The 22,482-nt window shown below is 59.8% G+C and carries 19 protein-coding genes; 11 read left to right on the top strand and 8 right to left on the bottom strand.

Going from position 1 to position 22,482, the window contains the following annotated elements; translation table 11 throughout:
• Positions 1-3 precede the first annotated feature (3 nt).
• Positions 4-1,233, top strand: a complete 1,230-nt coding sequence (locus GOX63_RS14675) for a glycosyl transferase (protein ID WP_170326444.1) — start codon at positions 4-6, stop codon at positions 1,231-1,233.
• Here GOX63_RS14675 and GOX63_RS14670 read toward each other — a convergent pair.
• Together GOX63_RS14670 and GOX63_RS14665 are read right to left on the bottom strand one after the other, a co-directional pair.
• On the bottom strand, positions 1,217-2,962 hold the full coding sequence (locus tag GOX63_RS14670; protein WP_174826797.1) for a sugar phosphorylase: 1,746 nt from the start codon (positions 2,960-2,962) through the stop codon (positions 1,217-1,219). The two genes, GOX63_RS14675 and GOX63_RS14670, sit on opposite strands and share 17 nt — an antisense overlap.
• A 120-nt stretch (positions 2,963-3,082) precedes the next feature.
• Positions 3,083-3,700 carry a TetR/AcrR family transcriptional regulator gene (locus GOX63_RS14665; protein WP_170546204.1) on the bottom strand — a complete coding sequence of 206 codons (618 nt, stop codon included), beginning with the start codon at positions 3,698-3,700 and terminating at the stop codon, positions 3,083-3,085.
• 183 nt (positions 3,701-3,883) lie between these two features.
• On the opposite strand from GOX63_RS14665, the gene GOX63_RS14660 reads away from it, so the two are divergent.
• From GOX63_RS14660 to GOX63_RS14635, 6 genes are all read left to right on the top strand, one after another.
• Positions 3,884-4,813 (top strand): AEC family transporter, encoded by a 930-nt coding sequence (locus GOX63_RS14660; protein WP_170546202.1) that lies wholly within the window; start codon positions 3,884-3,886, stop codon positions 4,811-4,813.
• A 101-nt stretch (positions 4,814-4,914) separates the two neighbouring features.
• Positions 4,915-5,748 carry an S-formylglutathione hydrolase gene (fghA, locus tag GOX63_RS14655; RefSeq protein WP_170326447.1) on the top strand — a complete coding sequence of 278 codons (834 nt, stop codon included), beginning with the start codon at positions 4,915-4,917 and terminating at the stop codon, positions 5,746-5,748.
• A 3-nt stretch (positions 5,749-5,751) separates the two neighbouring features.
• Positions 5,752-7,209 carry a Si-specific NAD(P)(+) transhydrogenase gene (gene sthA / locus GOX63_RS14650; protein WP_170326448.1) on the top strand — a complete coding sequence of 486 codons (1,458 nt, stop codon included), beginning with the start codon at positions 5,752-5,754 and terminating at the stop codon, positions 7,207-7,209.
• On the top strand, positions 7,206-7,661 hold the full coding sequence (locus GOX63_RS14645) for a YaiI/YqxD family protein (RefSeq protein WP_170326449.1): 456 nt from the start codon (positions 7,206-7,208) through the stop codon (positions 7,659-7,661). The genes sthA and GOX63_RS14645 overlap by 4 nt, the downstream gene beginning before the upstream one ends.
• A 144-nt stretch (positions 7,662-7,805) precedes the next feature.
• Entirely contained in the window at positions 7,806-8,426 is a 621-nt protein-coding gene (locus GOX63_RS14640; RefSeq protein ID WP_170326450.1) for an HAD family hydrolase, read from the top strand.
• Positions 8,423-9,331 carry an ornithine cyclodeaminase family protein gene (locus GOX63_RS14635; protein WP_170326451.1) on the top strand — a complete coding sequence of 303 codons (909 nt, stop codon included), beginning with the start codon at positions 8,423-8,425 and terminating at the stop codon, positions 9,329-9,331. Before GOX63_RS14640 ends, GOX63_RS14635 begins: the two co-directional genes overlap by 4 nt.
• Here GOX63_RS14635 and GOX63_RS14630 read toward each other — a convergent pair whose 3' ends face one another.
• Complete coding sequence (locus GOX63_RS14630; RefSeq protein WP_170326452.1) at positions 9,332-10,573, bottom strand: MFS transporter; 1,242 nt, start codon at positions 10,571-10,573, stop codon at positions 9,332-9,334.
• A 147-nt stretch (positions 10,574-10,720) separates the two neighbouring features.
• On the opposite strand from GOX63_RS14630, the gene zapE reads away from it, so the two are divergent.
• Positions 10,721-11,779, top strand: coding sequence for a cell division protein ZapE (zapE, locus tag GOX63_RS14625; RefSeq protein ID WP_170326453.1), 1,059 nt, complete (start codon positions 10,721-10,723; stop codon positions 11,777-11,779).
• A gap of 76 nt (positions 11,780-11,855) precedes the next feature.
• Here zapE and GOX63_RS14620 read toward each other — a convergent pair whose 3' ends face one another.
• Genes GOX63_RS14620 through GOX63_RS14605 form a run of 4 tightly spaced genes read right to left on the bottom strand, consistent with a single transcriptional unit; the run spans position 11,856 to position 18,108 of the window.
• Complete coding sequence (locus GOX63_RS14620; RefSeq protein WP_170546199.1) at positions 11,856-13,130, bottom strand: bifunctional folylpolyglutamate synthase/dihydrofolate synthase; 1,275 nt, start codon at positions 13,128-13,130, stop codon at positions 11,856-11,858.
• A complete protein-coding gene (gene accD / locus GOX63_RS14615) occupies positions 13,127-14,059 on the bottom strand; it encodes an acetyl-CoA carboxylase, carboxyltransferase subunit beta (protein ID WP_170546197.1) in 933 nt (310 codons plus the stop codon). The genes GOX63_RS14620 and accD overlap by 4 nt, the downstream gene beginning before the upstream one ends.
• Before the next feature lie 58 nt (positions 14,060-14,117).
• On the bottom strand, positions 14,118-15,008 hold the full coding sequence (locus tag GOX63_RS14610) for a CPBP family intramembrane glutamic endopeptidase (RefSeq protein ID WP_170546194.1): 891 nt from the start codon (positions 15,006-15,008) through the stop codon (positions 14,118-14,120).
• Complete coding sequence (locus tag GOX63_RS14605) at positions 15,001-18,108, bottom strand: ABC transporter transmembrane domain-containing protein (protein ID WP_170546191.1); 3,108 nt, start codon at positions 18,106-18,108, stop codon at positions 15,001-15,003. Before GOX63_RS14605 ends, GOX63_RS14610 begins: the two co-directional genes overlap by 8 nt.
• Positions 18,109-18,351: 243 nt before the next feature.
• Between GOX63_RS14605 and GOX63_RS14600 the strand changes: the two genes are divergently transcribed.
• From GOX63_RS14600 to GOX63_RS14590, 3 genes are read left to right on the top strand one after another with little or no spacing between them, the layout of a single operon-like run.
• Entirely contained in the window at positions 18,352-19,113 is a 762-nt protein-coding gene (locus GOX63_RS14600) for a DUF6478 family protein (RefSeq protein ID WP_170546189.1), read from the top strand.
• An 11-nt stretch (positions 19,114-19,124) separates the two neighbouring features.
• Complete coding sequence (locus tag GOX63_RS14595; protein WP_170546186.1) at positions 19,125-19,484, top strand: hypothetical protein; 360 nt, start codon at positions 19,125-19,127, stop codon at positions 19,482-19,484.
• A gap of 51 nt (positions 19,485-19,535) precedes the next feature.
• Positions 19,536-21,089 carry an MFS transporter gene (locus GOX63_RS14590; protein WP_367647207.1) on the top strand — a complete coding sequence of 518 codons (1,554 nt, stop codon included), beginning with the start codon at positions 19,536-19,538 and terminating at the stop codon, positions 21,087-21,089.
• A 47-nt stretch (positions 21,090-21,136) separates the two neighbouring features.
• Here GOX63_RS14590 and GOX63_RS14585 read toward each other — a convergent pair whose 3' ends face one another.
• Positions 21,137-22,477 carry a S41 family peptidase gene (locus GOX63_RS14585; protein ID WP_170546184.1) on the bottom strand — a complete coding sequence of 447 codons (1,341 nt, stop codon included), beginning with the start codon at positions 22,475-22,477 and terminating at the stop codon, positions 21,137-21,139.
• Between the last annotated feature and the right edge of the window lie 5 nt (positions 22,478-22,482).

Genomic DNA, 22,482 nt, shown 5'->3' with positions numbered 1-22,482 from the left:
GACATGGCAGATTTTCACCAGAACGGAAACATCACCACCCTGCACAACCTGCGCAGCAGACCGGCCGGACAACTGGCGCATGAAATCTCGGTCTTTGCCGAGACGCGCAAGATCACCCTGATCCTGCCCTGCCTCTATTCCGAACTGGAAGGCCCGGCGCTGGCAGGCATTCTGAAGGAACTGGCGCAAGTGCCTTATCTGCATCGCATCATCATTGGTCTGGATCAGGCGGATGAGGCGCAGTACCGCCACGCCCGCTCCTTCTTTGCCGACCTGCCGCAGAACCACGCGGTGATCTGGAATGACAGCCCGCGTTTGACCAAGTTGCAATCGCATCTGCAGGAGCTTGGGCTGGCTCCGCAGGAACCCGGTAAGGGTAAGAATGTCTGGTCCTGTATCGGTTACCTGCTGGCCTGCGCCGACAGCTCGGTCATGGCGATCCATGACTGCGATATCGTGACCTATGACCGGCAAATGCTGGACCGTCTGGTCTATCCGGTCGTCAATCCGACCTTTCCGTTCCAGATGGCCAAGGGGTTTTATCCCCGCATTGGCGAGGGCAAACTAAACGGGCGCGTGACCCGTCTGCTGGTTAGTCCGCTGCTGATTGCGCTGAAGAAAGTGATCGGCGATCGAGACTACCTCGATTACCTGCGCAGCTTCCGCTATCCACTGTCGGGCGAGTTCGCGATCCGCACGCCCACCCTGCCCGACCTGCGCATCCCATCGGATTGGGGTTTGGAGATCGGCGTTCTGTCCGAGGCATGGCGCAATCTGGCACCAAAATCCGTCTGCCAGGTCGAGATCGCTGACAATTACGACCACAAACATCAGGACCTGTCGCCAGAGGACGCAAACCGTGGCCTCAGCCGCATGTCTACCGATATTTGCAAGGCGATCTTCCGCAAACTGGCTGCTGATGGCACCGTGTTCACGCCCAACACCTTCCGCACGCTCAAGGCCACCTACTACCGATCCGCGCTGGACCTGCTGGAAGGCTACTATACCGACGCCAAAATGAATGGGCTGGAACTGGACCGGCACAAGGAAGAGAAATCCATCGAGCTTTTTGCGGAAAATATCATTCGCGCCGGTCAGGTTTTCCTCGACAATCCGCACGAAACGCCGTTCATCCCGACATGGAACCGCGTCCACTCGGCGGACCCTGAATTTTTGCTGCGCCTGAAGGCCGCGGTGTCCGACGATCTGGCCGAGTTCACGCCGCGTTCGTAATCCAACGGCACTGATACGGTGCCAGCACGATTTCGGGGCCGTTGGTGGCCAGAATCTCGCCGGTCAGGGCGTCGGTCCAGACTTCCTCGGCGATCATGTTGATCTCGGCGGGGCTGACATGCACCTGCTCACCCGAGACATTGTGCAGCGCAAAGATCGACTGGCTGCGGTCCAGGCTCTGCCGCCAGATACCGAACACGCGGTCGTCCAGCCGTAGAGTAAACTGCGTGGCATTCGGGTGGAATGCCGCCTGCTGCGACCGCAGGCGCAAACGGCGCGACAGCTCTGACAACACCAGTGCCTGTTTGGACCCCGGATCGGCCAAACGCGCCAACAGATCAGGGTAATGCCAGCGGTGCCGGTTGATCGCCCGGTTCATCCCGCGCCGCTCAACCGCCTCGTGATCGTTGGGCGTGGCCAGCAGAGAGTGGATGTAAAAGGCCGGTATCCCCTCCAGGGACATGACGATGGTTTGTGAGCAGATGAACCGGGCCAGATGATATTGATCCTCACCGGTAAAGGTCTCGCGCATCGACTCGAAATACCCGCAGTTCAGCTCATAGGGTTCTTCGCGCCCGTCCGGCAGCGCCCGCATCGACACCAGCCCGCCGATCCGGCGAACCGTGTCGATCATGCGCTCTTTTTCTTCGGGGGGCAGAACCCCTTCGGCGGGGCGCATCCCGATGCCATCATGGCTGGCGGTGAAATTCAGATAGGCACAGCCCAATTGCGCGGGCGGCATCGCGGCCTGCCATTCACGCAGATACTGCGCCGTACCTGATTGCATCGCGTGCAGGATCAGCGGTGGTAGAGGGAAATTGTAAACCGCGTGCGCCTCGTTCCGGTTGCCGAAATAGCTGAGGTTTTCTGTGCGCGGCACGTTCGTCTCGGTCAGCAGTACCAGCGTTTCGGTGGTGTAGTCACATAGCAACCGCAGCAATTGCACGATGGCATGAGTCTGCGGCAGGTGAATGCAATTGCTGCCGATCTCTTTCCAGACAAAGGCCACCGCATCCAGCCGCAGGATCCGCACGCCCTTGTCTATATGCAGGCGAATGATCCGCAGCATTTCGATCAGCACTTCGGGGTTCGAGAAATCCAGATCCACCTGATCGTGGCTGAAGGTGCACCATACGTATTTTTCGCCCTGATTTGTCTCGACCTGCCGCAGCAGGGGTGTGGTGCGGGGACGCACGACCTGCGACAGATCATCCTCGGGCGAGGCTTCGAAAAAGAACTTGTCGTGCGGGGATTTGCCCTGCAGGAAATTGGTGAACCACGCGCCCTGGCTTGAGACATGGTTAAGTACCAGATCGGACATCAGGTGAAAGTCGCCAGCGATCCGGGTGATATCCGTCCAATCCCCCAGTTGCGGGCTGACGGAGTAGTAGTCGGATACCGCGAACCCGTCATCCGAGGTGAACGGAAAGAACGGCAGGATGTGGACCCCGTTCACTACGCCACTTAGATGCCGGGTTAGAAAATCATGCAACAAGTCCAGTGGCTTGTGGACCTGATCCTCGATCGAGTTGCCATAGGTGATCAGGACGCTGTCTTTTTCCGACCATAGCTTGTTGCCCGGCTTGCGCCCCTGTTTGCGCCGGTGCGTCCCCGCTGGCCAAAAGGCTTCGGTGATCCGGCGGGTCAGTTCGGCTTGATCATGATCGGGATAAATCTGAGCGAGCAGGTCGTTCAGTCGGCGGAAGAAGCTGGTGTTCACACTGGTCAAGGGTCACAGGGCCTTCGCTGTATCTGTTCGATGGTTTTCCAGAACGGTCAACCTGTCAAACATCAACTGCGCAGCCGGATCTTGTTTGGGCAAAAGCCGGCAGGCCTGCTCAAATCTTGATCAGACCCCGTAGCGGGCCATGAACATGTCCACGGCCTGCAGCGCGATTTCGTCGATTTCCGGTTGGCTAAATCGGGTCTGAATGCCCAATGCGGCCTTGGTCCAAATACGCACCTTGCACAGTTCCGAGAATTGTTCCGCCGCGATCTGGACGTCTTCGATGGCCAGTTCGCCTTTTTGAACGGCCTTTTCCAGATACTCGACCATGTGACGCTGGCCGTTCTGAGGTCCGGCTTCGAAAAATGCCATGCCAAGCTCGGGGAACCGGTCGCGTTCGGCCACGCAGATCCGGAAAACCTGTTGCGAAAAGTCGGACACCAGAAACGCAGTCAATTGAGTTGCAGTGATCGTCAGAACCTCGCGCGCCGGTTTAGAATCGTCGATCATCGAGATGACGTTTTCGGCCAGACGTTTGCACTCGGTCTGCGCGACCTCCATGAACAAAAGCCGTTTGTCGGGGAAATAACTGTAGAGCGTCGCCTTGGACACTCCGGCCGCGCGCGCGATGTCATCGACGCTTGCACCCTCGAACCCATCCGCCATGAAAACCTCTCGGGCGCCACGCAAAACCTGATCGAATTTGCGGCCCGTGCGAAGGATGGCGGCTGTCTCTGTCATGGGTTCTCCTTGGTTAGATGATCCCCTAAAACTATAAACCGTTCGGTTCAGATACAACGATTCGCGTGATTTCCATGATCGCGACGTTGTGGATTCTGTTCATTTTCCCGTCAGAACCCACAGTCTGAAGATTGCGTCAGCTAAAGGCTTGCTGCGCAGCAAAACAATGCTAACACTCCGGCCATGGTCGATATCTTTCTGCGCACGCTTCCGTTTTTTGCGATCATCGGCCTGGGGTACTGGGCCGGGCGCAGTCGGTTTTTTACCGAAGAAGCAACGGCCTACCTGACCAAATTCGTATTCTTCTTTGCGCTGTCGGCAATGTTGTTTCGTTTTGCCGCCACCCTGCCCTTTGCCGAGATCTTCAACGGCCGCCTTGTCATAGGCTATCTGCTGGGCACTATGGCCGTCTATGCGCTGGCAACGCTTGTGGCCTGGATGCGCGGGCTCGACATCCCCACAGCTGCGGTTGAGGCCCAATGCGCTGCTATCGGAAATGTCGGGTTTCTGGGCCTGCCTATGCTGGCCCTGCTGTTTTCCGAGGCCGCCATCGGGCCAGTCATGTTGGTTCTGACAGTTGATCTGGTGGTGTTCTCCTCATTGATCGTGATTTTGATCAATGCCGGGCGCGACGGGCGGCTGACACCGGCGACCCTGCGTCTGATCGGGTTGGGTTTGCTGAAAAACCCGATGATCGTGTCAATCTCTGCCGGCTTGTTGTGGTCGGCATTTCAGGTGCCGGTCCCAGATCCTCTGAACGACTTTCTTACCATTCTCGGGGGGGCCGCCACGCCGGGTGCGCTGTTCGCCATCGGTGCTTCGCTGGCCTCAAAATCCGCCGAACGCGTGCAGGTTGCCGCCTGGCTGAGCTTTTGCAAGCTGGTCATCCACCCGGTCTGTGTTGCCGTGGTGCTGCTGTGGCTGATCCCGGTGGCCGCGTTTCCGGCTACGGTGGCCATTGCAGCGGCCGCGTTACCGGTGGCGGGAAATGTCTACATGTTGGCGGCCCATTACGGTGTGGCTCCGCATCGGGCATCCGCCGCTATCCTGCTGTCGACGGCGGCCAGTATCCTGACTGTGCCGGTGGTGATCGCCTGGGTCGCAACACTCTGAGCTCCATCTTTAAAAAATACTCTCGGCGAAGGCGCGTGGCCTTTACGCCGGGTCCTTGGAGGTTTAGCCATGTCGCGACCCAAAGCTAAGGACTTTGCCAGATGGAAACCCTTTCGGAAAACGCCTGTTTCGGTGGCGTTCAGGGCGTTTACCGCCATACCTCCGCAGCCTGCCAATGCGACATGACTTTTGGCCTGTTTCTTCCCGCCGAGGCCAAGGATGGCCCAGTTCCGGTTCTGTGGTATCTGTCCGGCCTGACTTGCACCCATGAAAACGCCATGACCAAGGCGGGCGCGCAGGCCTGGGCGGCGGAACAGGGCATCGCCGTGGTCTTCCCCGACACCTCGCCGCGTGGTGAAGGCGTGGCCAACCACGAAGACTATGATCTGGGCCAGGGTGCGGGGTTCTATGTGAACGCAACGCAGACCCCCTGGGCGCCGCATTTCAACATGTGGGACTACGTGGCCGAGGAACTGCCGGCACTGCTGGCGGAAAACTTTGCCATCGACATGGACCGTCAGGCCATCACTGGCCATTCGATGGGCGGTCACGGCGCGCTGACGCTGGCGATGAACCTGCCGGGGCGCTTCCGGTCTGTCTCGGCCTTCGCGCCGATCTCGAACCCGACCGGATCAGATTGGGGCCGCAAACAACTGAGCGCCTATCTGGGCGATGACGAGGCTGCTTGGGCCAAGCATGACGCCTCAGTGCTGATGAAGGAAAAAGGGTTCGATGGCCCGATCCTGATCGACACCGGCACCAATGATCAGTTCATCGACCTGCTGCGCCCCGAGGCGCTGGCCCAAGCGATCGCCGAGCGCCGGCAACAAGCCACCAATCGCCTGCAGCCCGGCTATGACCATTCCTATTTCTTTGTGTCCACCTTCATGGAAGACCACATCACCTTCCACGCCGAAGCGCTGTACGGAGACTGAGACATGAGCAAATTTGACTATGACCTGATCATCATCGGGTCCGGTCCGTCCGGGCGGTCGGCGGCGATTCAGGCGGGAAAACTGAAACGCCGGGTGCTGGTGATCGACCGTAAGGACCGGTTCGGCGGTGTCTCAGTGCATACCGGGACTATCCCGTCCAAGACACTGCGCGAAACGGTGCTGAATCTGTCCGGCTGGCGCGAACGCAGCTTTTACGGCCGCTCCTACCGCGTCAAGGATCAGATCCGCGCCGAGGACCTCAAGGCGCGCCTGCACATGACGCTGGACCACGAGGTCGACGTGCTGGAACATCAGTTCAACCGCAACCACGTGGAAACGCTGGACGGGCTGGCCAAATTCACCGGCCCGCACGAGGTTGAGGTAGCGACGGACGCGGGCGAAACCACGCGCCTAACAGCGGCCAAGTTCCTGATCGCGACGGGAACCAAGACCTATCGCCCTGAATATGTGCCCTTCAACGGCAAGACGGTCGTGGACGGGGATGAGTTCCTCGAGATGGCCGAAATCCCACGCTCGTTGGTTGTGATCGGGGCCGGTGTGATCGGGGTGGAATATGCCACCATGTTCTCGGCGCTGGACGTGCGGGTGACGCTGATCGAGCCGCGTGAAACCTTCCTGGATTTCATCGACAGTCGCCTGATCCATGATTTCACCCATCAGATTCGTGAAAACGGTGTTGATCTGCGCCTTGGTTCGGCCGTGGAAAGGATCGAAGATGCGGGGGAACACGTCGAAGTCACTTTGGACAACGGCCGCCATGTCCGGGCCGAGATGCTGTTGTTTGCAGCAGGTCGCATGGGCGCGACGTCCAGGCTGAACCTGGAGGCCGTAGGGTTGGAAACGGATCACCGTAACCGGATCAAGGTGGATCGCAAGACCTATCAGACCGCCGTGCCGCATATCTATGCGACCGGCGACGTGATCGGGCACCCCTCGCTTGCCTCGACCTCGCTGCAGCAAGGCCGTGTCGCCGCGTGCCACGCGCTGGACACTCCCACCCTGCCTGAAAGCCCGTGGTATCCTTACGGCATCTATTCGGTGCCCGAGATTTCCACCTGCGGCATGTCCGAGGAAGAGTTGCAGGAGCGTGGTATTCCCTATGAGGTCGGCGTTGCGCGGTTTCGTGAAACCTCGCGCGGACATATCATGGGGCTTGAGCACGGGATGCTGAAGATGCTGTTCTCGCTGAAAACCCGCCGGGTTCTTGGCGTTCAGATCGTCGGCGAAGGTGCGACCGAGCTGATTCACATCGCGCAGGCGGTGCTGAACCTGAAGGGCACGGTGGATTACTTCGTGCAGAACACGTTCAACTATCCGACACTGGCTGAGGCCTACAAGATCGCCGGTCTGGACGCGTTCAACCGGATGCCGATCCCCGAAGAGTTCAAGGTGCGCAAGAAACCCGCTGAGCCTGCAAAAAAACAAGTCAAAAAGGCGTGACCACGCTTTATGTCGATGGCGACGCCTGCCCGGTGAAGGCCGAGGCTGAACGGGTGGCAACCCGGCACAAGGTGCCGATGGCGCTGGTCTCGAACGGCGGGCTGCGGCCATCGGCCAACCCACTGGTGCAGGTGGTCATCGTGGCGGAAGGCGCGGACGAGGCGGATAAGTGGATTGCCGAGCGTTGCGGATCCGGGGATGTGGTGGTGACCTCGGACATCCCTTTGGCCGCGAAATGCGTGGAAGCCGGGGCGCGGGTCCTGCGCCCGAATGGCGAGGCGTTCACGGTCGCCAATATCGGCCAGCAACTGGCGATGCGCGATCTGATGGCCGACCTGCGCGCGTCCAATCCGCTGGGCGCAGGCGGCGGTGGCAAACCCTTTGGCAAGGCGGACCGGTCCCGGTTTCTGGATGCGCTGGAGCGGGAATTGAGGGCAGCCCTGCGGGGCTAACCCTCCCGCCCGTCGGCGACGCATCAAATATGCGTCTTCTCCGGTTGGGCCGGGCAGCGCTGCGCGCTGCGGTTCCGCCCTTGTAAATCCGGGCGGGTATTGGTTCAGTCGGTGCAAACTGGATTGATTTGACAGGGGCACATCATGCCGATTGAAGCCGTGGTTTTCGACATCGGGAACGTTCTGATCGAATGGCAGCCAGAGCGCTATTACGACAAGGTCATCGGTGAAGAACGCCGTCGCGCCATGTTCGCCGAAGTCGATCTGCACGGGATGAACGATCTGGTGGATCAAGGGCATCATTTCACCGATACGATCTATGACTGGGCCGAGAAATACCCTGAATGGCGCGACGAAATCCGCATGTGGCATGACAAATGGATCGAATTGGCCTCGCCCGAAATCCCGCATTCCGTCCGTCTGCAGCGGGCTTTGCGCGCCAAAAACATCCCCGTTTTCGCGCTGACCAATTTCGGGGTGCAGAATTTCGACTATGCCACCACGGTTTACCCGTTTCTGAACGAGTTTGATCGGCACTATGTCTCGGGCCGCATGAAGGCAGTGAAGCCGCATGTTCCAATTTACGAAATGGTCGAGGCCGATTGCGGCGTGGCGCCCGAGGCTTTGCTGTTCGCGGATGACCGGATCGACAATATCGAAACGGCGCGGGCGCGCGGATGGCAAACGCATCACTTTACTGGCCCGCAAGGCTGGGCGGAGCGTTTGGTGTCCGAAGGTCTGTTGACCGAGGATGAGGCCCGATGAACGTCCTGCAAATCCCGTTTGCCGAAGGAGAGGCCAATCTGGACTGGGTGGAACTGACCCAAGCCTTTGCAGAAGGGCATCAGCGGCCCAAGGCTCAGATAGAAGATACGTTCCTGTATCGCGGCGCGGACACGCTGCTGTCGCGGTCGGCCTGGATTGACGGGCTGGGCATCGCCGTGAAATCCACCACCATTTTCCCGGGCAATGTTCAGGCCGGGCGCCCTGTGATCGATGGGTCCGTCAGCATTTATGACGATGCAGATGGGCGATTGGCGGCGCTGGTCGACTTTTTTCTGGTGACCAAGTGGAAAACAGCCGGGGACAGCCTGCTGGGCGCGCTGCGTTTAGCGAACCCGGACAGCCGCAATATCCTGATCGTGGGCGCGGGACCGGTTGCCCGATCCCTGTGCGAAGCCTTTGCTGCCGGTTTCCCGCAAGCCAAAATACGCGTGTGGAACCGTACCACCGCCAAGGCCGAAGCTATGGCCGCAACACAGGGGCAAATCGACGTCGAATATGACCTGGCAGATGCGGTTGACCGGGCCGACATTGTCTTGACGGCCACAATGAGCACTCAACCCTTCATCAAGGGCGAGTGGTTGCGCCCTGGCCAACACCTGAACCTTGTCGGCGCCTATCGGCCCGACATGCGCGAGGCCAAAGATCTGGCGCTGCAGCGTGCCCGTATCTACATGGACAGTTTTGACTCAACCGTAGATCATATCGGTGAGATCAAAATTCCGATCGAACAGGGCGTGATCAGCCGCAGCGATTTGGTGGCCGACTATTATGATCTGGACCAGTTTGCGCCTGACCCGACCGCGATCACGCTGTTCAAGAACGGCGGTGGCGCGCATCTGGATCTAATGACCAGCCAATACATCATCAGCAAATACCAGGCGTGATCAGGCGGCAGCCGCCACCTGAGGCCTGTTCTCGCGGATCGGCAGGTGGACAATGGCGCTGAGGGCTCCGACGCCCACACCGATCCACCAAACCATCGTGTAATCGCCATAGACGTCATACATGCGTCCGCCCAGCCAGACACCGAGGAACCCTCCGATCTGGTGGCTGAGGAACACGAAGCCATAAAGCGTCCCCATGTAGCGCAACCCATAGAGATGCGCGACAAGCCCCGAGGTCAGGGGCACCGTGGCCAGCCAGAGCGAGCCCATGACGACCGAAAACACGATGACCGACATCGGAGTGATGGGCATGAGGATGAAAATCGCCGCCGCCAGTGTGCGACCGGTATAAATGGCTGCCAGCAGGTATTTCTTGGGAAAGTGATTGCCCGCCCAGCCTGCCAGAAGCGTACCGCCGATATTCGCCAGGCCCACCAGCGAGATGGCCACCGCCCCAAGGGTCGAAGTGGTGGTAATACCCAGTGAATGCAGGACGCCACCGGGCTGGATCGGGCCGCACATCTCGGTCACGAAGGCAGGGAAATGGGCGGTGATGAAGGCCAGTTGATAGCCGCAGCTGAAAAAGCCCAGAAAGATCATCGCGTAAGACGGATCGCGGAAGGCGCGGCCCAAAATCTGGCCCATGCTCTCTTCCAGCTCGGCCTTGCTGACCGGTTGCGGCGCGCGCATGAAAGGCAGCGTCAGCACAAGGGCGAGGATTGCGGCGGCAAAGACGATGAAGACCTGTTGCCAGGGCAGAAAGGTCAAAAGCCACTCGGCCGTCGGGGCACCGATCACCTGACCGAAACTGCCCGCCGCGGTGACAATGGCCAGAGACATCGAGCGGTTCTTGTCTGATGACGCGCGCCCGACCACAGCCAGCACAACGCCGAAACCGGTGCCTGCGATGCCAAAACCCACTAGCCAGGCGTACATCTGGTGTCCGAACGGCGTAATCGACCACGCCGACAGCACCATTCCGGCGGCATAGGTCAGCGCGCCCAGAATGATGGCTTTGCGGTCCCCGATCTTTTCCGCAATCGCCGCAAAGATCGGTTGCCCGATGCCCCAGGCGAGGTTCTGGATGGCAATCGCCAGCGAGAAATCGGTGCGCAGCCAGCCGAACTCGCTGGCGATGGGAATCTGGAACACCCCAAATGAAGCGCGCACGGCGAAACTGACCGTGATGATGATACATCCAACAATCAGGATCGGGTTCAGCAGGCGGGCGGATTGCGGCATCGGGACCTCGGGGTTAGGTCTGGTGGACGTTATGGATTTTGCACACAGCGTCAAATCAGCAGTTTTGCGGTCTCGGTTAAGGAAAATTGATGCGTCGACAAAATGGCTGCTTTTCAAGCCTTAATGGGGGCGCTATGGCTCGGGTTCATGACGGATTTAATTTCGCTTTATAACGACCGCGTTGCTGAAGGCATCCTGACACGGGATGACGCGCAAGAGGCGGTGCTGCCCCATTTCGAGCGCATTCGTGCAGCCCTTGCGGCTCCGGTCAAGCGCGGGCTGTTTCGCAAGGCCCCTCCGCCGCCGAAAGGGTTGTATCTGTGGGGCGGCGTCGGACGCGGTAAGTCGATGCTGATGGATATGTTCGTTGATGCGCTGGGGGAAATCCCCGCGCGGCGTGTGCATTTTCACGCCTTCATGCAGGAAATCCACGCGGGTATGCACAAGGCCCGTCAGGATGGTGTCGAGGATGCACTGGCCCCGGTGGCGCAGGAGGTCGTGAAGACGGTCAAGCTGTTGGCCTTTGATGAGATGCAGATCACCGACATCACTGATGCGATGATCGTGGGGCGGTTGTTTGATATGCTGTATGAGGGCGGGGTTGTGGTCGTGACGACCTCGAACCGGCATCCCGATGATCTGTACAAGGACGGGTTGAACCGACAGCTGTTTTTGCCCTTCATTGCCCATATCAAGGAACAACTTCAGGTGTGGGAGCTGGTCTCACCTACCGATTACCGACAGAACCGGCTTGAGGGTGCGCCAGTCTACTTCACGCCGATCGGCCCGGAAGCGCGTCAGAGCATTCGCAGCGTTTGGAACGACTTGTCTGGCGGTGCAGCGGAACCGCTGATCCTGCAGGTCAAAGGCCGCGCGGTCGAACTACCAGCCTTTCGCAATGGCGTCGCGCGGGCGTCGTTTTATGACTTGTGCGGGCGGATGCTGGGGCCTGCGGATTATCTGGCGATTGCCGAGGAACTGAAGGTGTTGGTGCTGGAAGACATCCCGCGCCTGTCGCGGAACAACTTCAACGAAGCCAAGCGGTTCGTGACCCTGATCGATGCGCTTTACGAAGCGAGGGTACGTCTGATCTGTTCTGCTGCGGCCGAGCCCGAGATGTTGTATGTCGAGGGCGAAGGGACGTTTGAATTTGAACGCACCGCCTCGCGCCTGCGCGAGATGCAGGATCAGGATTGGGGGAAATAGGGGGCGCTGCCCCCGCCGCTCTTTGCGCGCCTACCCCGGGATATTTTTGGCCAGATGAAGCTTTGGCGGGCTGTATTCAGCCGTTTTCGCGCAGGATGTTCCCGGCCAGATAAAGCGACCCGCAAATCAGCACGCGGGCCTGCGGGTCTGCCGCCACGATTGTTTTCAGCGCATCAGAAACGCTGTCGGCGGTTGTCGCAGGCAGGTTGACCTTGGCCGCAGCGGCGGCAGTGTCTTCAGCGCTGAGCGTGGCAGCCTCTCCGGGAATGGAGACGGCGGTCAGGCTTTGCGCCTGTTTCGCCAGCGGGGCCAGATAGCCGGAGACGTCCTTGGTGTTGAGCATACCGCAGATCATATGCGTGGGGCGGTCGGGCAGCTTGGCCAGAACATCAGCCAACGCGATTCCGGCGGCGGCGTTGTGGCCGCCATCCAACCACAGTTCGGCCTGCGGGGCGGCCTCGACCAAAGGTCCGGTCTTCAGGCGCTGCATCCGCGCAGGCCATTCGGCTTTGGTCACAGCGGCCTCGTAGGCGTCATCACCCAGGTTCAGGTGACGCAGAACAGCCAGCGCAGCGCCGGCATTCTGGATTTGGTGTGCGCCCAACAGGTTGGGCAGTGGCAGGTCGCGCAGGCCGGTTTCGTCCTGATAGATCAGGCGTCCGTTTTCCTCGTGCACGTGCCAATGTTGGCCGTGGACCAGCAACTGAGCCCCAAGGCGCGCGGCGGTGTATTCGATGACCTCCAGCGCCTCGTCCGGTTGTGGGCCAACAATGCAGGGCACGCCGGGTTTGATGATGCCTGCCTTTTCGGCTGCGATTTTGCCCAGCGTGTCACCCAGAAACTGTTCGTGGTCGATCGACACTGGCGTGATCACCGTGACGGCCGGTTCGTGGATGACATTGGTGGCATCCAGGCGGCCGCCCAGACCGACCTCAAGCAGCGTGTAATCGGCTTTTACCCGGGCAAAAGCCAGCAGAGCGGCGCAGGTCGTGATCTCGAAATAGGTGATGTTCTCGCCATTGTTGGCGGCGTAGCATTCATCCAGAACCGCCGTCAGGTCTGGTTCCAAGATCAGCTCTCCGGCCAAACGGATGCGTTCGTGGAACCGTGCCAAATGCGGCGAGGTATAGGCATGGGCCGACAGCCCTGCCCCTTCCAACCCGGCGCGGATCATGGCCTGGGTCGAGCCTTTGCCGTTGGTCCCGGCGATATGGATCACCGGCGGCAGTTTGGTCTGCGGGTTGTCCAGCGCGGCCAGCAGACGCCAGACGCGATCCAAGGTCAGGTCAATGATCTTGGGGTGCAAGGCCATCATCCGGTCAAGGATGAGGTCGGATGTTTGGCCGGTCATTTTTCGCCCGCGTCCTCAGCCGGAGTTTCGGCAGGGGTTTCTTCGGGCTCGGGCGCAGGCAGGTCGCCTTTCACCGCCGGAGGCTGGTTCATCAGCATACGGGTGATGGTGATCAGCTCTTCGCGCATCTCGGTGCGTTTGGTGACGCGGTCCAGCATCCCGTGATCAAGTAGGTATTCGGCGCGCTGGAACCCTTCGGGCAGTTTTTCACGGATGGTCTGTTCGATCACGCGCGGCCCAGCAAAGCAGATCAGCGCGTTGGGTTCTGAAATGTGCACGTCGCCCAGCATCGCATAAGACGCCGTTACGCCGCCCGTGGTCGGGTGGGTCAGAACGACGATATAGGGCAAGTTCGCTTCTTTCAGCATCTCGACGGCCACGGTGGTCCGTGGCATCTGCATCAGGCTAAGGATACCTTCCTGCATCCGCGCGCCGCCCGCGGCCGAGAACAGGATCAGCGGGCGCTTCAGCTTCACCGCCTCTTGCGCGGCGGCGATGATGGCGTTGCCGACATACATGCCCATTGAGCCGCCCATGAAAGAGAAATCCTGCGCGGCGGCGATGATAGGCGTGCGCCCGATCTCTCCGCTGGCGACCAGCATCGCCTCTTTCTCGCCGGTCTTTTTCTGCGCGGCTTTCATGCGGTCAGGGTATTTCTTCTGATCGCGGAAATGGAGTGGGTCGTCTTTCGGGGCAGGTACCTCGACCTCGGTGAAAATTCCACCGTCAAACAGGTGCTTAAACCGATCGCGCGGAGTGATCGCCATGTGGTGATCGCACTGGGTGCAGACGTTCTGGTTTTCGGCCAGCTCGCGGTGGAACAGCATCGTGCCGCATTCGTCGCACTTGTGCCAAAGGTTTTCGGGCACTTCCCGGCGCGAGAAGATCGAGTTGATCCGGGGGCGGACGTAGTTTGTGATCCAGTTCATGTCGGAACCTTGTTATGCGGCTTTGACGTCAAATAAGACGCTACGGAAGGAAATGCAATCAACGCCTGAGCGCAAGACGCGCTGTTAGCCAACAGACAATCATCACTGCGAAATCCACAAACAGCCATTGCCGCAGCATCCCGGTCTCGGTCATCTCATACGGCAGTAGGTACAGGGCTAGGCCGCTGAGGGTGTCGGGCAGTGAGATGAACAGTAGTGCGACGGTATTATTGAGGAAATGCAAAGCGATAGCAGGTCCCAGCGTTCCGGATCTTGCGGTCAGGTCCGCCGCCAGAAGGCCGAAGACAAAGGCCCAGATCGTCACGAGAAGCGCGTTGTCCCCGGTTACACCCGGTGCGTAATGCCCGGCGGCAAACAGAACAGAGGGCACGCCCATCCAGATCACCGGAGACCTGAATCGGGCCGCCAGACATTGCTGAATGTAACCGCGAAACAGCACTTCCTCGGCGCTGGTCTGAATCAGTACCGCCGTCGCTGACAGCGGCAGCAATAACACCCATGTGGACAGGGTGAGGTTCTGGGTCAGCGGCTCGCCCATTCCGTATGGCGGCAAAAGGGCCATGACCACGCCAAGAACCGTCAGTGCCAGTGCCACGAAAACAAATTGCTGCCGGAACTGATTGCGCGGCCCCAGAATCGCGCGCAACGACCGGTGCTGCATTTGTCGCGCTGCAACAGCGACGCCCAGCGTCAGAAATCCGAAACTCATCAGCAAGACCAAGGTCGCCAGTGCTGAGGTGCCGCGCAGAAAGCCCTGTGCCTGATCCGGAGGGATCAGACCTCCAATGAGGGCAAACAGAACCGAATTCAGCGTCACATACAGCACGCCAACAATGAACAGCCCGAACAAAAGGCGCCAAAGCTCGGGCCGGGCGCGGGCGTCGGCCACAAGCTGTTCATGGGCGGAATAGGCGGCGGGTTCACGCATTGTTGCCGGTGCTTTCGCCTTCGATGGTTTGCGGTAAATCCGGGAAGACATCAGCGGTTTTCTGGACCTCGTTCAACCTGGTGGACAATGTGGTCAGATATCCCGCGACGGTCTGCAACAGCTGAACCGCGACCGAGGCGTCGCTTTCGATCACGGCCCGCAGTTCTTCGGCGCCGATGCGCAGGAAGGTGCAATCTGTGATGGCTTCCAGATCCAGTTGACGGAGATCGCCGGTGATGATCGACAGATCACCGATCAGGCGGCCGGGTTCGATAATCGAGATGGGTCGTTTGCCGCCACCTTCTTCGGTCCAGATCAGCTTGGCCTGCCCCGTGATGCACAAATAGGCTGCATCGGGGGCCTGTCCGCGGGAAAAGATCATCTGACCCTCGGCGACTTCGTACCATTGTGCCGAGAACGCAAGCAGGCGTTGGTTGCGGGCGTCGATGCCCGAAAACAGCTCGGTCGAGGCGATAATCTGCAGCTTCCGGCTCAGATCGGCCGAGGTCCCTGCTTCGTGGCGGTCCTGGGTCCGCGCAACACCGTCGATGCGCCCGTCCTTGATTTCGATGAACAGATCGTAGGCCTCGGGGTGGGCAAAGTGATCCTCCATGAAGATCATGATCGAGTCGGGCAACAGTTCCCGCAAACGCAGGCGCGTGCGCAGGCGGCTTTGGGAATCGTGACTGGCCAGCGCCTTGTCGAGGATCAGAATGTCGGGGCGCTTGATCCCCGCCCGCGAAAACGCCGCGCGTTCCTGAAACACGGTTGGCAGGTTGTTCCCGCCCAGCCCGGTTTGCAGATCGAACAAGGTCGCGGCTGCCCGGCGACGCAGGCCTGCCTCGTTCATGGCGTGCGCCACAATATCCTCAATCTCTTCGGCGTGAGCGCCAGCCGTCATGGAGACCCGCCCGTAAAGCGCATTCTCCATCACCGTAAGGCGTGGGAAGTAGCTGTCTGGCGACAATGGAATGAACATGCCGTTCAGTGCGCCTTGAAGTCGTTCGGACCGTTCCTTTCGGATAGAAAGGATCTTGTCCTTGTATTCCTTCGGGAAATCCGGGCCAATCTGCTCGGCTGTCAATAGAAACGGAACGGTCAGCAACAAAGACCGTTCGGCGTCGCTGATGTCGTCGTCGCCCTTGGCTTTGCGTCGATCCTTGATATCGAGCAGACGGTGGAACATATCCTTCGACATGCCCAAACGCAGAAACAGAGGGTGATCTGTCCCGCCGCGCCCAAAGGCCTGATCCAGCGTCTCGATCACGTCGCTCGCCATGTTCATGGCATCCTCGGCCAGATCATGTGCGCTGAGGATGTTCTTGAACCGCCTGTCGTCGGCCAGAGATTCGGGCGTGATATCCCGCGATGGGGTGGCAAAAAGCAGGTTCCCGCCAAGCGGCACAGTCGGGTTAAAGCGGTCAGGATCGAACCGGTAGACATGTCGGTCCAGCCCATTTTCCCGTAACCGCTCCGCAACCGTTTCGCGCAGATTGACTACGTCCCGTGCCAGATCAGGGTGCAGCTTAGGATCGAACTGAGTACGCAGAGTACGGCGCAGCAAAACCTCGTCGGTCCCCATAGCTTCGACCAGCTGGAACCACCAGTCACGAATATCCTCGATGTCATCCAGCCCGGCCAGCTCGGGGTCAATCCATTCATCCGTCAGCGAGTCTGTCGGGTTGCCGGATCGCGCAGCTTCGATCTGCCAACGGCTGGGGGCCTTTGCGGCGTCTGCCTCATGCTGCGGATGGGGGCGCAACGGCATCATCAGGTTGTCGCCAACCGTGCCGTTAAACAGATAGGGTCGCGAATAGGCATAGCCGATCCGGGCGGCGATCACGGATTGATGCAGGTCTTTCAGATTGTGACCCGCCATGGTGATCTCACCCTGAACCGGCAAAACTTCGCGGGTCAGCACCTGTGCCAGCGCATTGCGTTCCGAAGCATGGGTCGACTGGATCGCCACCCGCGCACCTTTGGGAATGGTCAGGTCAATATCTTCGAGAATGGTTTTGCCGTCATCGTCGCGCACGGTGACGTTGCGCATCTCGATCTCGCCGGTCAGGTGCGGGATTACCTCGGGCTCACCTACGAACAGCTCTTCAGGGATCATGTTCGAGGGCGCAAAACGTTCGGTCACCACCTCCCACCGCAGGGACATGTCCTGAACCTGATTGTAATAGGTCAGCAGGTCCTTCCACGGGCCGCTCAGATCCTTGTAGGCGCCAAGTGCCGCGACCAGCGCACCCACCGTCACCTCGCCCTTGATCGCCAGATAACCGCCGACCGAGTAGAACAGGAACGGCGTCATCTGCGTGATCAGGTTGTTCAGGAACTTCATGAAGAACTTCTTGTTGTAGATCTTGAAACGGATCTCGAACAAGAGCCCCAACCGATGGCTGAACTGGGCCAGCCGATACCGCCAACCGCCGTTGGTGCGCAGATCGCTGATGCCCGCAGCACTTTCGCCAATCTCGGAGCTGAGATTGCGAACCTCTTGTATACGTTCCTTGTTCAGCAGGTTGATCTGGCGTTGCAGCTTCGGGATCAGCCACGCTTGCAGCGGGATCAGCGCGATGCTGGCCAGCCCGAACCAGACGCTTTGCATGAACAGGAAGGTGACGATGGTCATCATCTGACCGAACTGGAACACCGGCTGGGCGATGGCATCACCCATCAGCCCTCCCATCGGTTCCGCCTCGGAGGTGATCATCGAAACCAGTTCGCCCTGACTGGTGGTGGCGAAATAGGATTTCGGGAATCGCATCGTGCGGTGGATCAGGGTGAACCGCAGCCGGCGCAGCATCCGCTCGGCCAGAATGCCCTTCATTGTGTTGATGCGCATCTTCATCAACCCGCTGGCGATCACCGTGGCCAGAAAGGCAAAACACAGGATCATCAGGTATTGCACCTGGGTCACCGTGAACCCCAGCACCGCGACTGAGTCACTGGGCGCACCAATGGCGCCGTTGATGATCTGCTTGGGCAGTTCAAGCGAGGCGTAGAGAAACGGAAACGACAGGACCGTCAGCAACAGCAGGACAAGCTGTTGTTTCCTGGAGTGTTTCCAGATGAATGCGAACAGAGTGGGTTCCATGCCCCGGTCGTGCCTCAAATCTTTTAGATGCGATTTTGGGATGATCCAACGCAATCAGGTGACAGACGGTACGCACTGGCCCCGGCGATTGCAAGAATGCGGCGAGGTAACAGATTGCGGCCGGGTTGACCACCCGCCCATCTGATCACGAATTTGAGAGTTTTGATCTTCAATATCGTTTATTCACCTTTAACCCCTGCGGTGTCTTTGACTAAACAGGGTCACACTCTGAATGTTGGGGCCATGGGCAGACTTCTGGATCGCTATATTCACCGCCGGGTCGTTGCGCGTTGGCGCAAGGCATTGCACGGCGCGGCCGATGCGTCTGAGCCGCAGCTGCGTCAACAGCGAGACGACGCACGCAAGCTGCGCACGCAACTGGATATGCTGATCCACGAAGCCGATGGCCGGTTGGCCCGACCTAGAATCGGTTCGGTTCAGTTTCCCAAACCTCTGGGTGCGGATTGGTGCTGGCGGCCGGATCTGTGGCGCGGGCCGCTGTCGCGCCGGGGGGTGGCCTCGGCCCCGCGCAAGGCGCAGATGGATCGGCAGGTGACGCTGTTTCACGACTGCCCTCTGGCCGAGATCGGGATGCGGCAGACGCGAAATTCCCGCGACAAGGACTTGGCCGCATTCGGGCTGACGGTCGATGTGTTCGGGTTTTCAGGCTCGTTCCTGTCACTGTCCGTGGAGTTGCCGCCCGAAGCCGCCCAAGGGCTGACCAAACAGCATCTGATGCGCGCCGACGTGCAGATTGAGGTGGAACAGCCGCTCGAGATGTTTGCCCGCCTCAACATTCAGCACGGTCCCAACACCGAACAGGTGCTGCGCAAACTGGACCTGTCCACCGCGGCCAACTCGGTGGATTTCGATCTGGCCCACTTGCCCCTGAACGAACAGCGGGTCGAGAAGATCTGGCTGGACCTGATCTTCGAAAATCCCCGGATGAACCGCGCCACGCTGCGCGATCTGACCTTCTGCCGCCACCACCGCGCCGATTTGTGAGAGTTCCGACCATGACGCTTCCGATTTTGACGCCCATCCGGTTCGAAAACGGCCTTTGGCAGGGGCATCTGCAGGCCGAATCTGAGCCGACAGTCGAAGTGCGCTATCTGGGTGAAAATCTCGAAGACGTGCGTGTTTCGGCATCTGACGACGGGTGGGATCTGACGGTTCCCGTGCCCGTGGCCGTGCTGTCCGACGGTGTGCATTGCTTTGTGATCGCTGATGCGGCGACCTCGGAAAAGCTTGGCGATTTCACCATCATTGCAGGCTCCCCCGCCGCGGATGATCTGCGGGCTGAGGTCGAGCTTTTGCGCGCTGAACTGGACATGCTGAAGCGGGCCTTTCGCCGGGCGCAAAGTGCCACCGAGTAATTCGCTCAGGGCAAGTACCTATCTTTTCAACGGAATTCCGTGCATCCTAGAGTGACCCGCAGCAGCCTGGGCAAGCTCATGGATCGCAGCAGCATCGTCAAAGTCATTGCATTGATGGTGACGGGGTTCGGGATCGGCATCGACTTTACCGGCGCGCTGATCCTGGTTCCGGCCATCGAAAACAGCTTTGATGCGGACATCACCAGCACGCAGTGGGTTCTGAACATCTATGCTCTGTTCTTCGCCATGACTATGGTCGCCGGCGGGCGCATGGGCGATATGTTCGGGCACCGCAAGATGATGCTGATCGGGCTGTCGATTTTCCTGTTCTCGTCCGTCATGTGCTTTGTTTCGCCCAGCCTGGACTTCCTGATTGTTGCCCGCGCCCTGCAGGGGATCGGTGCAGGCTGCGTCTGGCCCTGTACGCTGGCGTTCGGGGCGACCAAGGTTTCGCGGCCCGAACATCGGGCCATGATCATGGGGCTGATCCTGGCTGGCGTCACTTGCGGCAACGTCTTTGGCCCTCTGATCAGCGGAACGGCGGTCAACATGGGGGATTGGAGGCTGTTTTTCCTGGCCAACGTTGTGTTTTCGACCATCTCGATGGTGACCGCCCTGCTGTTGATGCAGCGCGAAACCCAGCACAAGCAGGGAGAGCATATCGACTTTGCCGGGATGGCCGTGCTGTCCTTTGCCGTTTTGCTGTTGCTCTATGGGCTGGATGTCGGCGCGGACTGGGGTTGGACTTCGGCCCCGTTGCTGATGCTGTTCTTCGTCAGCGCGGTGTTGTTCGTTCTGTTCCCGCAGGTGGAAAAGCGGGTGAAAGAGCCGCTGTTGCTGCCGCAGATGATGGCGAACCGCGAGTTCCGTATCACCTTGGGGCTGAACATGTTCAACGTGTCGGCGGCCTTTGTCGGGCTGATGTATTTCCCACAATACATGCAAAAGGTTCTGGGCTGGTCGACCCTGCAATCGGCCTTTGGGCTGGCGCCTCTGACGGTGCTTCTGGCGGTGGGGTCCATCCTGTCGGGCCGGTTGTATAACGATTTCGGGCCCAAGCGGCTTTTGTTCTGGGGGTATCTCTGTGCCACGATCGGGGCGGCCAGCGTTGTGGTCCTGCCCGCCGGGTTCGGGTATTTCCAGATCCTGCCCGGCATGGCGATGATCGGGCTGGGGGCCACGCTGACGGTCGGGCCATCCGGCACCGCCGCCGTCTGTGCAGTGAAACCGGAACGGGCGGGGCTGGTCGGTGGCCTGAGCTTCATGACCCATCTGGTCTACGGCGCCATCTCGGTCGCCTGTGCCACCGCGATCATGTACCTTGTTAGCCTACGCAGTCTTGGCGAACGGCTGACCGCCGCCGGAATTGACATGTCGGACGCCGATCAGCGGGCAATTAACGGCGGCACGTTGACCACCCTGTCCGCCAAGGCCGTGATGGAAAAACTGAGCAGCACCGAAGCCGATGCGGTAAAATCCGCCATCGCCGCCGCCTTTGACACCGGAATGAACATGGCCTTCATATTCGCGACCATCTCCGTTTCAGTCGGCGTCCTGCTGGCCATAATGCTGGATGAGGAAAAGCTGCATAAGGTGGAAAGCTGATCCACCCGCAAGAAAAAAGGGCCGCCCATTCGGCGGCCCTTTTTCTGTTATTGTGACGGCCCGTTCGGGTTGAAGGCCGACAGACCCTTCAGGATATCGATGGCATAGGCCAGCTGATAATCCTGTTCGCGCAGCTCGGCGGTGGCTTCGGCGCGGGCGCGGTCTTCCTCGATCTGACGGACTTCGTCCTCGCTGAGGCTGTCGTTGTTCAGACTGCCGCGCAGGTCGGCCTCGGACCGAGCCGGACGGTTCGCGTCTTCGTCGTCCGATGCGGGCGCCGGGCGCGGCTGTTCGACGATGATGTCAGGGCTGACCCCGAGCGCCTGGATCGAGCGGCCCGATGGGGTGTAGTAACGCGACGTGGTCAGGCGCATGGCCCCGTCCCCGCGCAGCGGCATGACCGTCTGCACCGAGCCTTTGCCAAAGCTCTTGGTGCCGACAACGATGGCGCGGCGGTGATCCTGCAGCGCACCGGCGACGATTTCGGAGGCCGAGGCCGAACCTCCATTGATCAGAACCACGATCGGCTTGCCTTCGGCCAGATCGCCGGGGGTGGCGTTGAACCGCTCGCCTTCACCCGGATCGCGACCACGGGTCGAAACGATCTCACCCTCGTTCAGGAACGCATCCGAGACCTTGATCGCCTGCGTCAGCAGACCGCCCGGGTTGTTGCGCAGGTCCAGAACAAAGCCGTTGACCTTGTCGATGCCCCCGGCCTCTTCGATCTGTTCGATCAGGCCTTCCTCGAGGTTGGGGAAAGTCTGGTCGTTGAAGGTGGTCACACGCAGCACGACGCTGGTGCCCTCGGTGCGGGCGCGTACAGCGGTCAGTTTGATGGTGTCGCGGATGATGGTGACATCGAACGGTTCCTGTTCACCCTCGCGTACAACGGTGATGACGATTTCCGAACCCACCGGCCCACGCATCAGATCGACCGCCTTGTCCAGCGTCAGGCCCAGAATGCTTTCGCCATCGACATGGGTGATGAAATCGCCCGCTTCGATCCCGGCCGCATCTGCGGGCGTGTCGTCGATGGGCGAGACGACTTTCACAAAGCCCTCTTCCTGCGTGACCTCGATGCCCAACCCGCCGAACTCACCACGGGTCTGTACCCGCATCTGTTCCGCGTCGTCGGGCGAAAGATAGCTGGAATGCGGGTCCAGCGAGGTCAACATGCCGTCAATCGCCGCTTCGATCAGCTCTTCGGGCTCAACCTCTTCGACATATTGTGCGCGTATGCGCTCGAAAATGTCGCCGAACAGATCCAGTTGCTCATAGACGCTGGCGTTGTTCTCGGCCTCCTGCGCCAGCAGAGGGCCTGCGATCTGAGTGGTTGCGATTATACCTGCCAAGGTTCCGGCCAAACCGGCCATCACAAATTTCTTCATACGTG

Origin of the sequence: Ruegeria arenilitoris (assembly GCF_013031355.1) — a bacterium.
In the GTDB taxonomy this organism is placed as follows: Bacteria; Pseudomonadota; Alphaproteobacteria; order Rhodobacterales; family Rhodobacteraceae; genus Ruegeria; species Ruegeria arenilitoris_C.
Note: the sequence above shows the minus strand (reverse complement) of the source record. Positions and strands in the feature narration are given on the sequence as shown.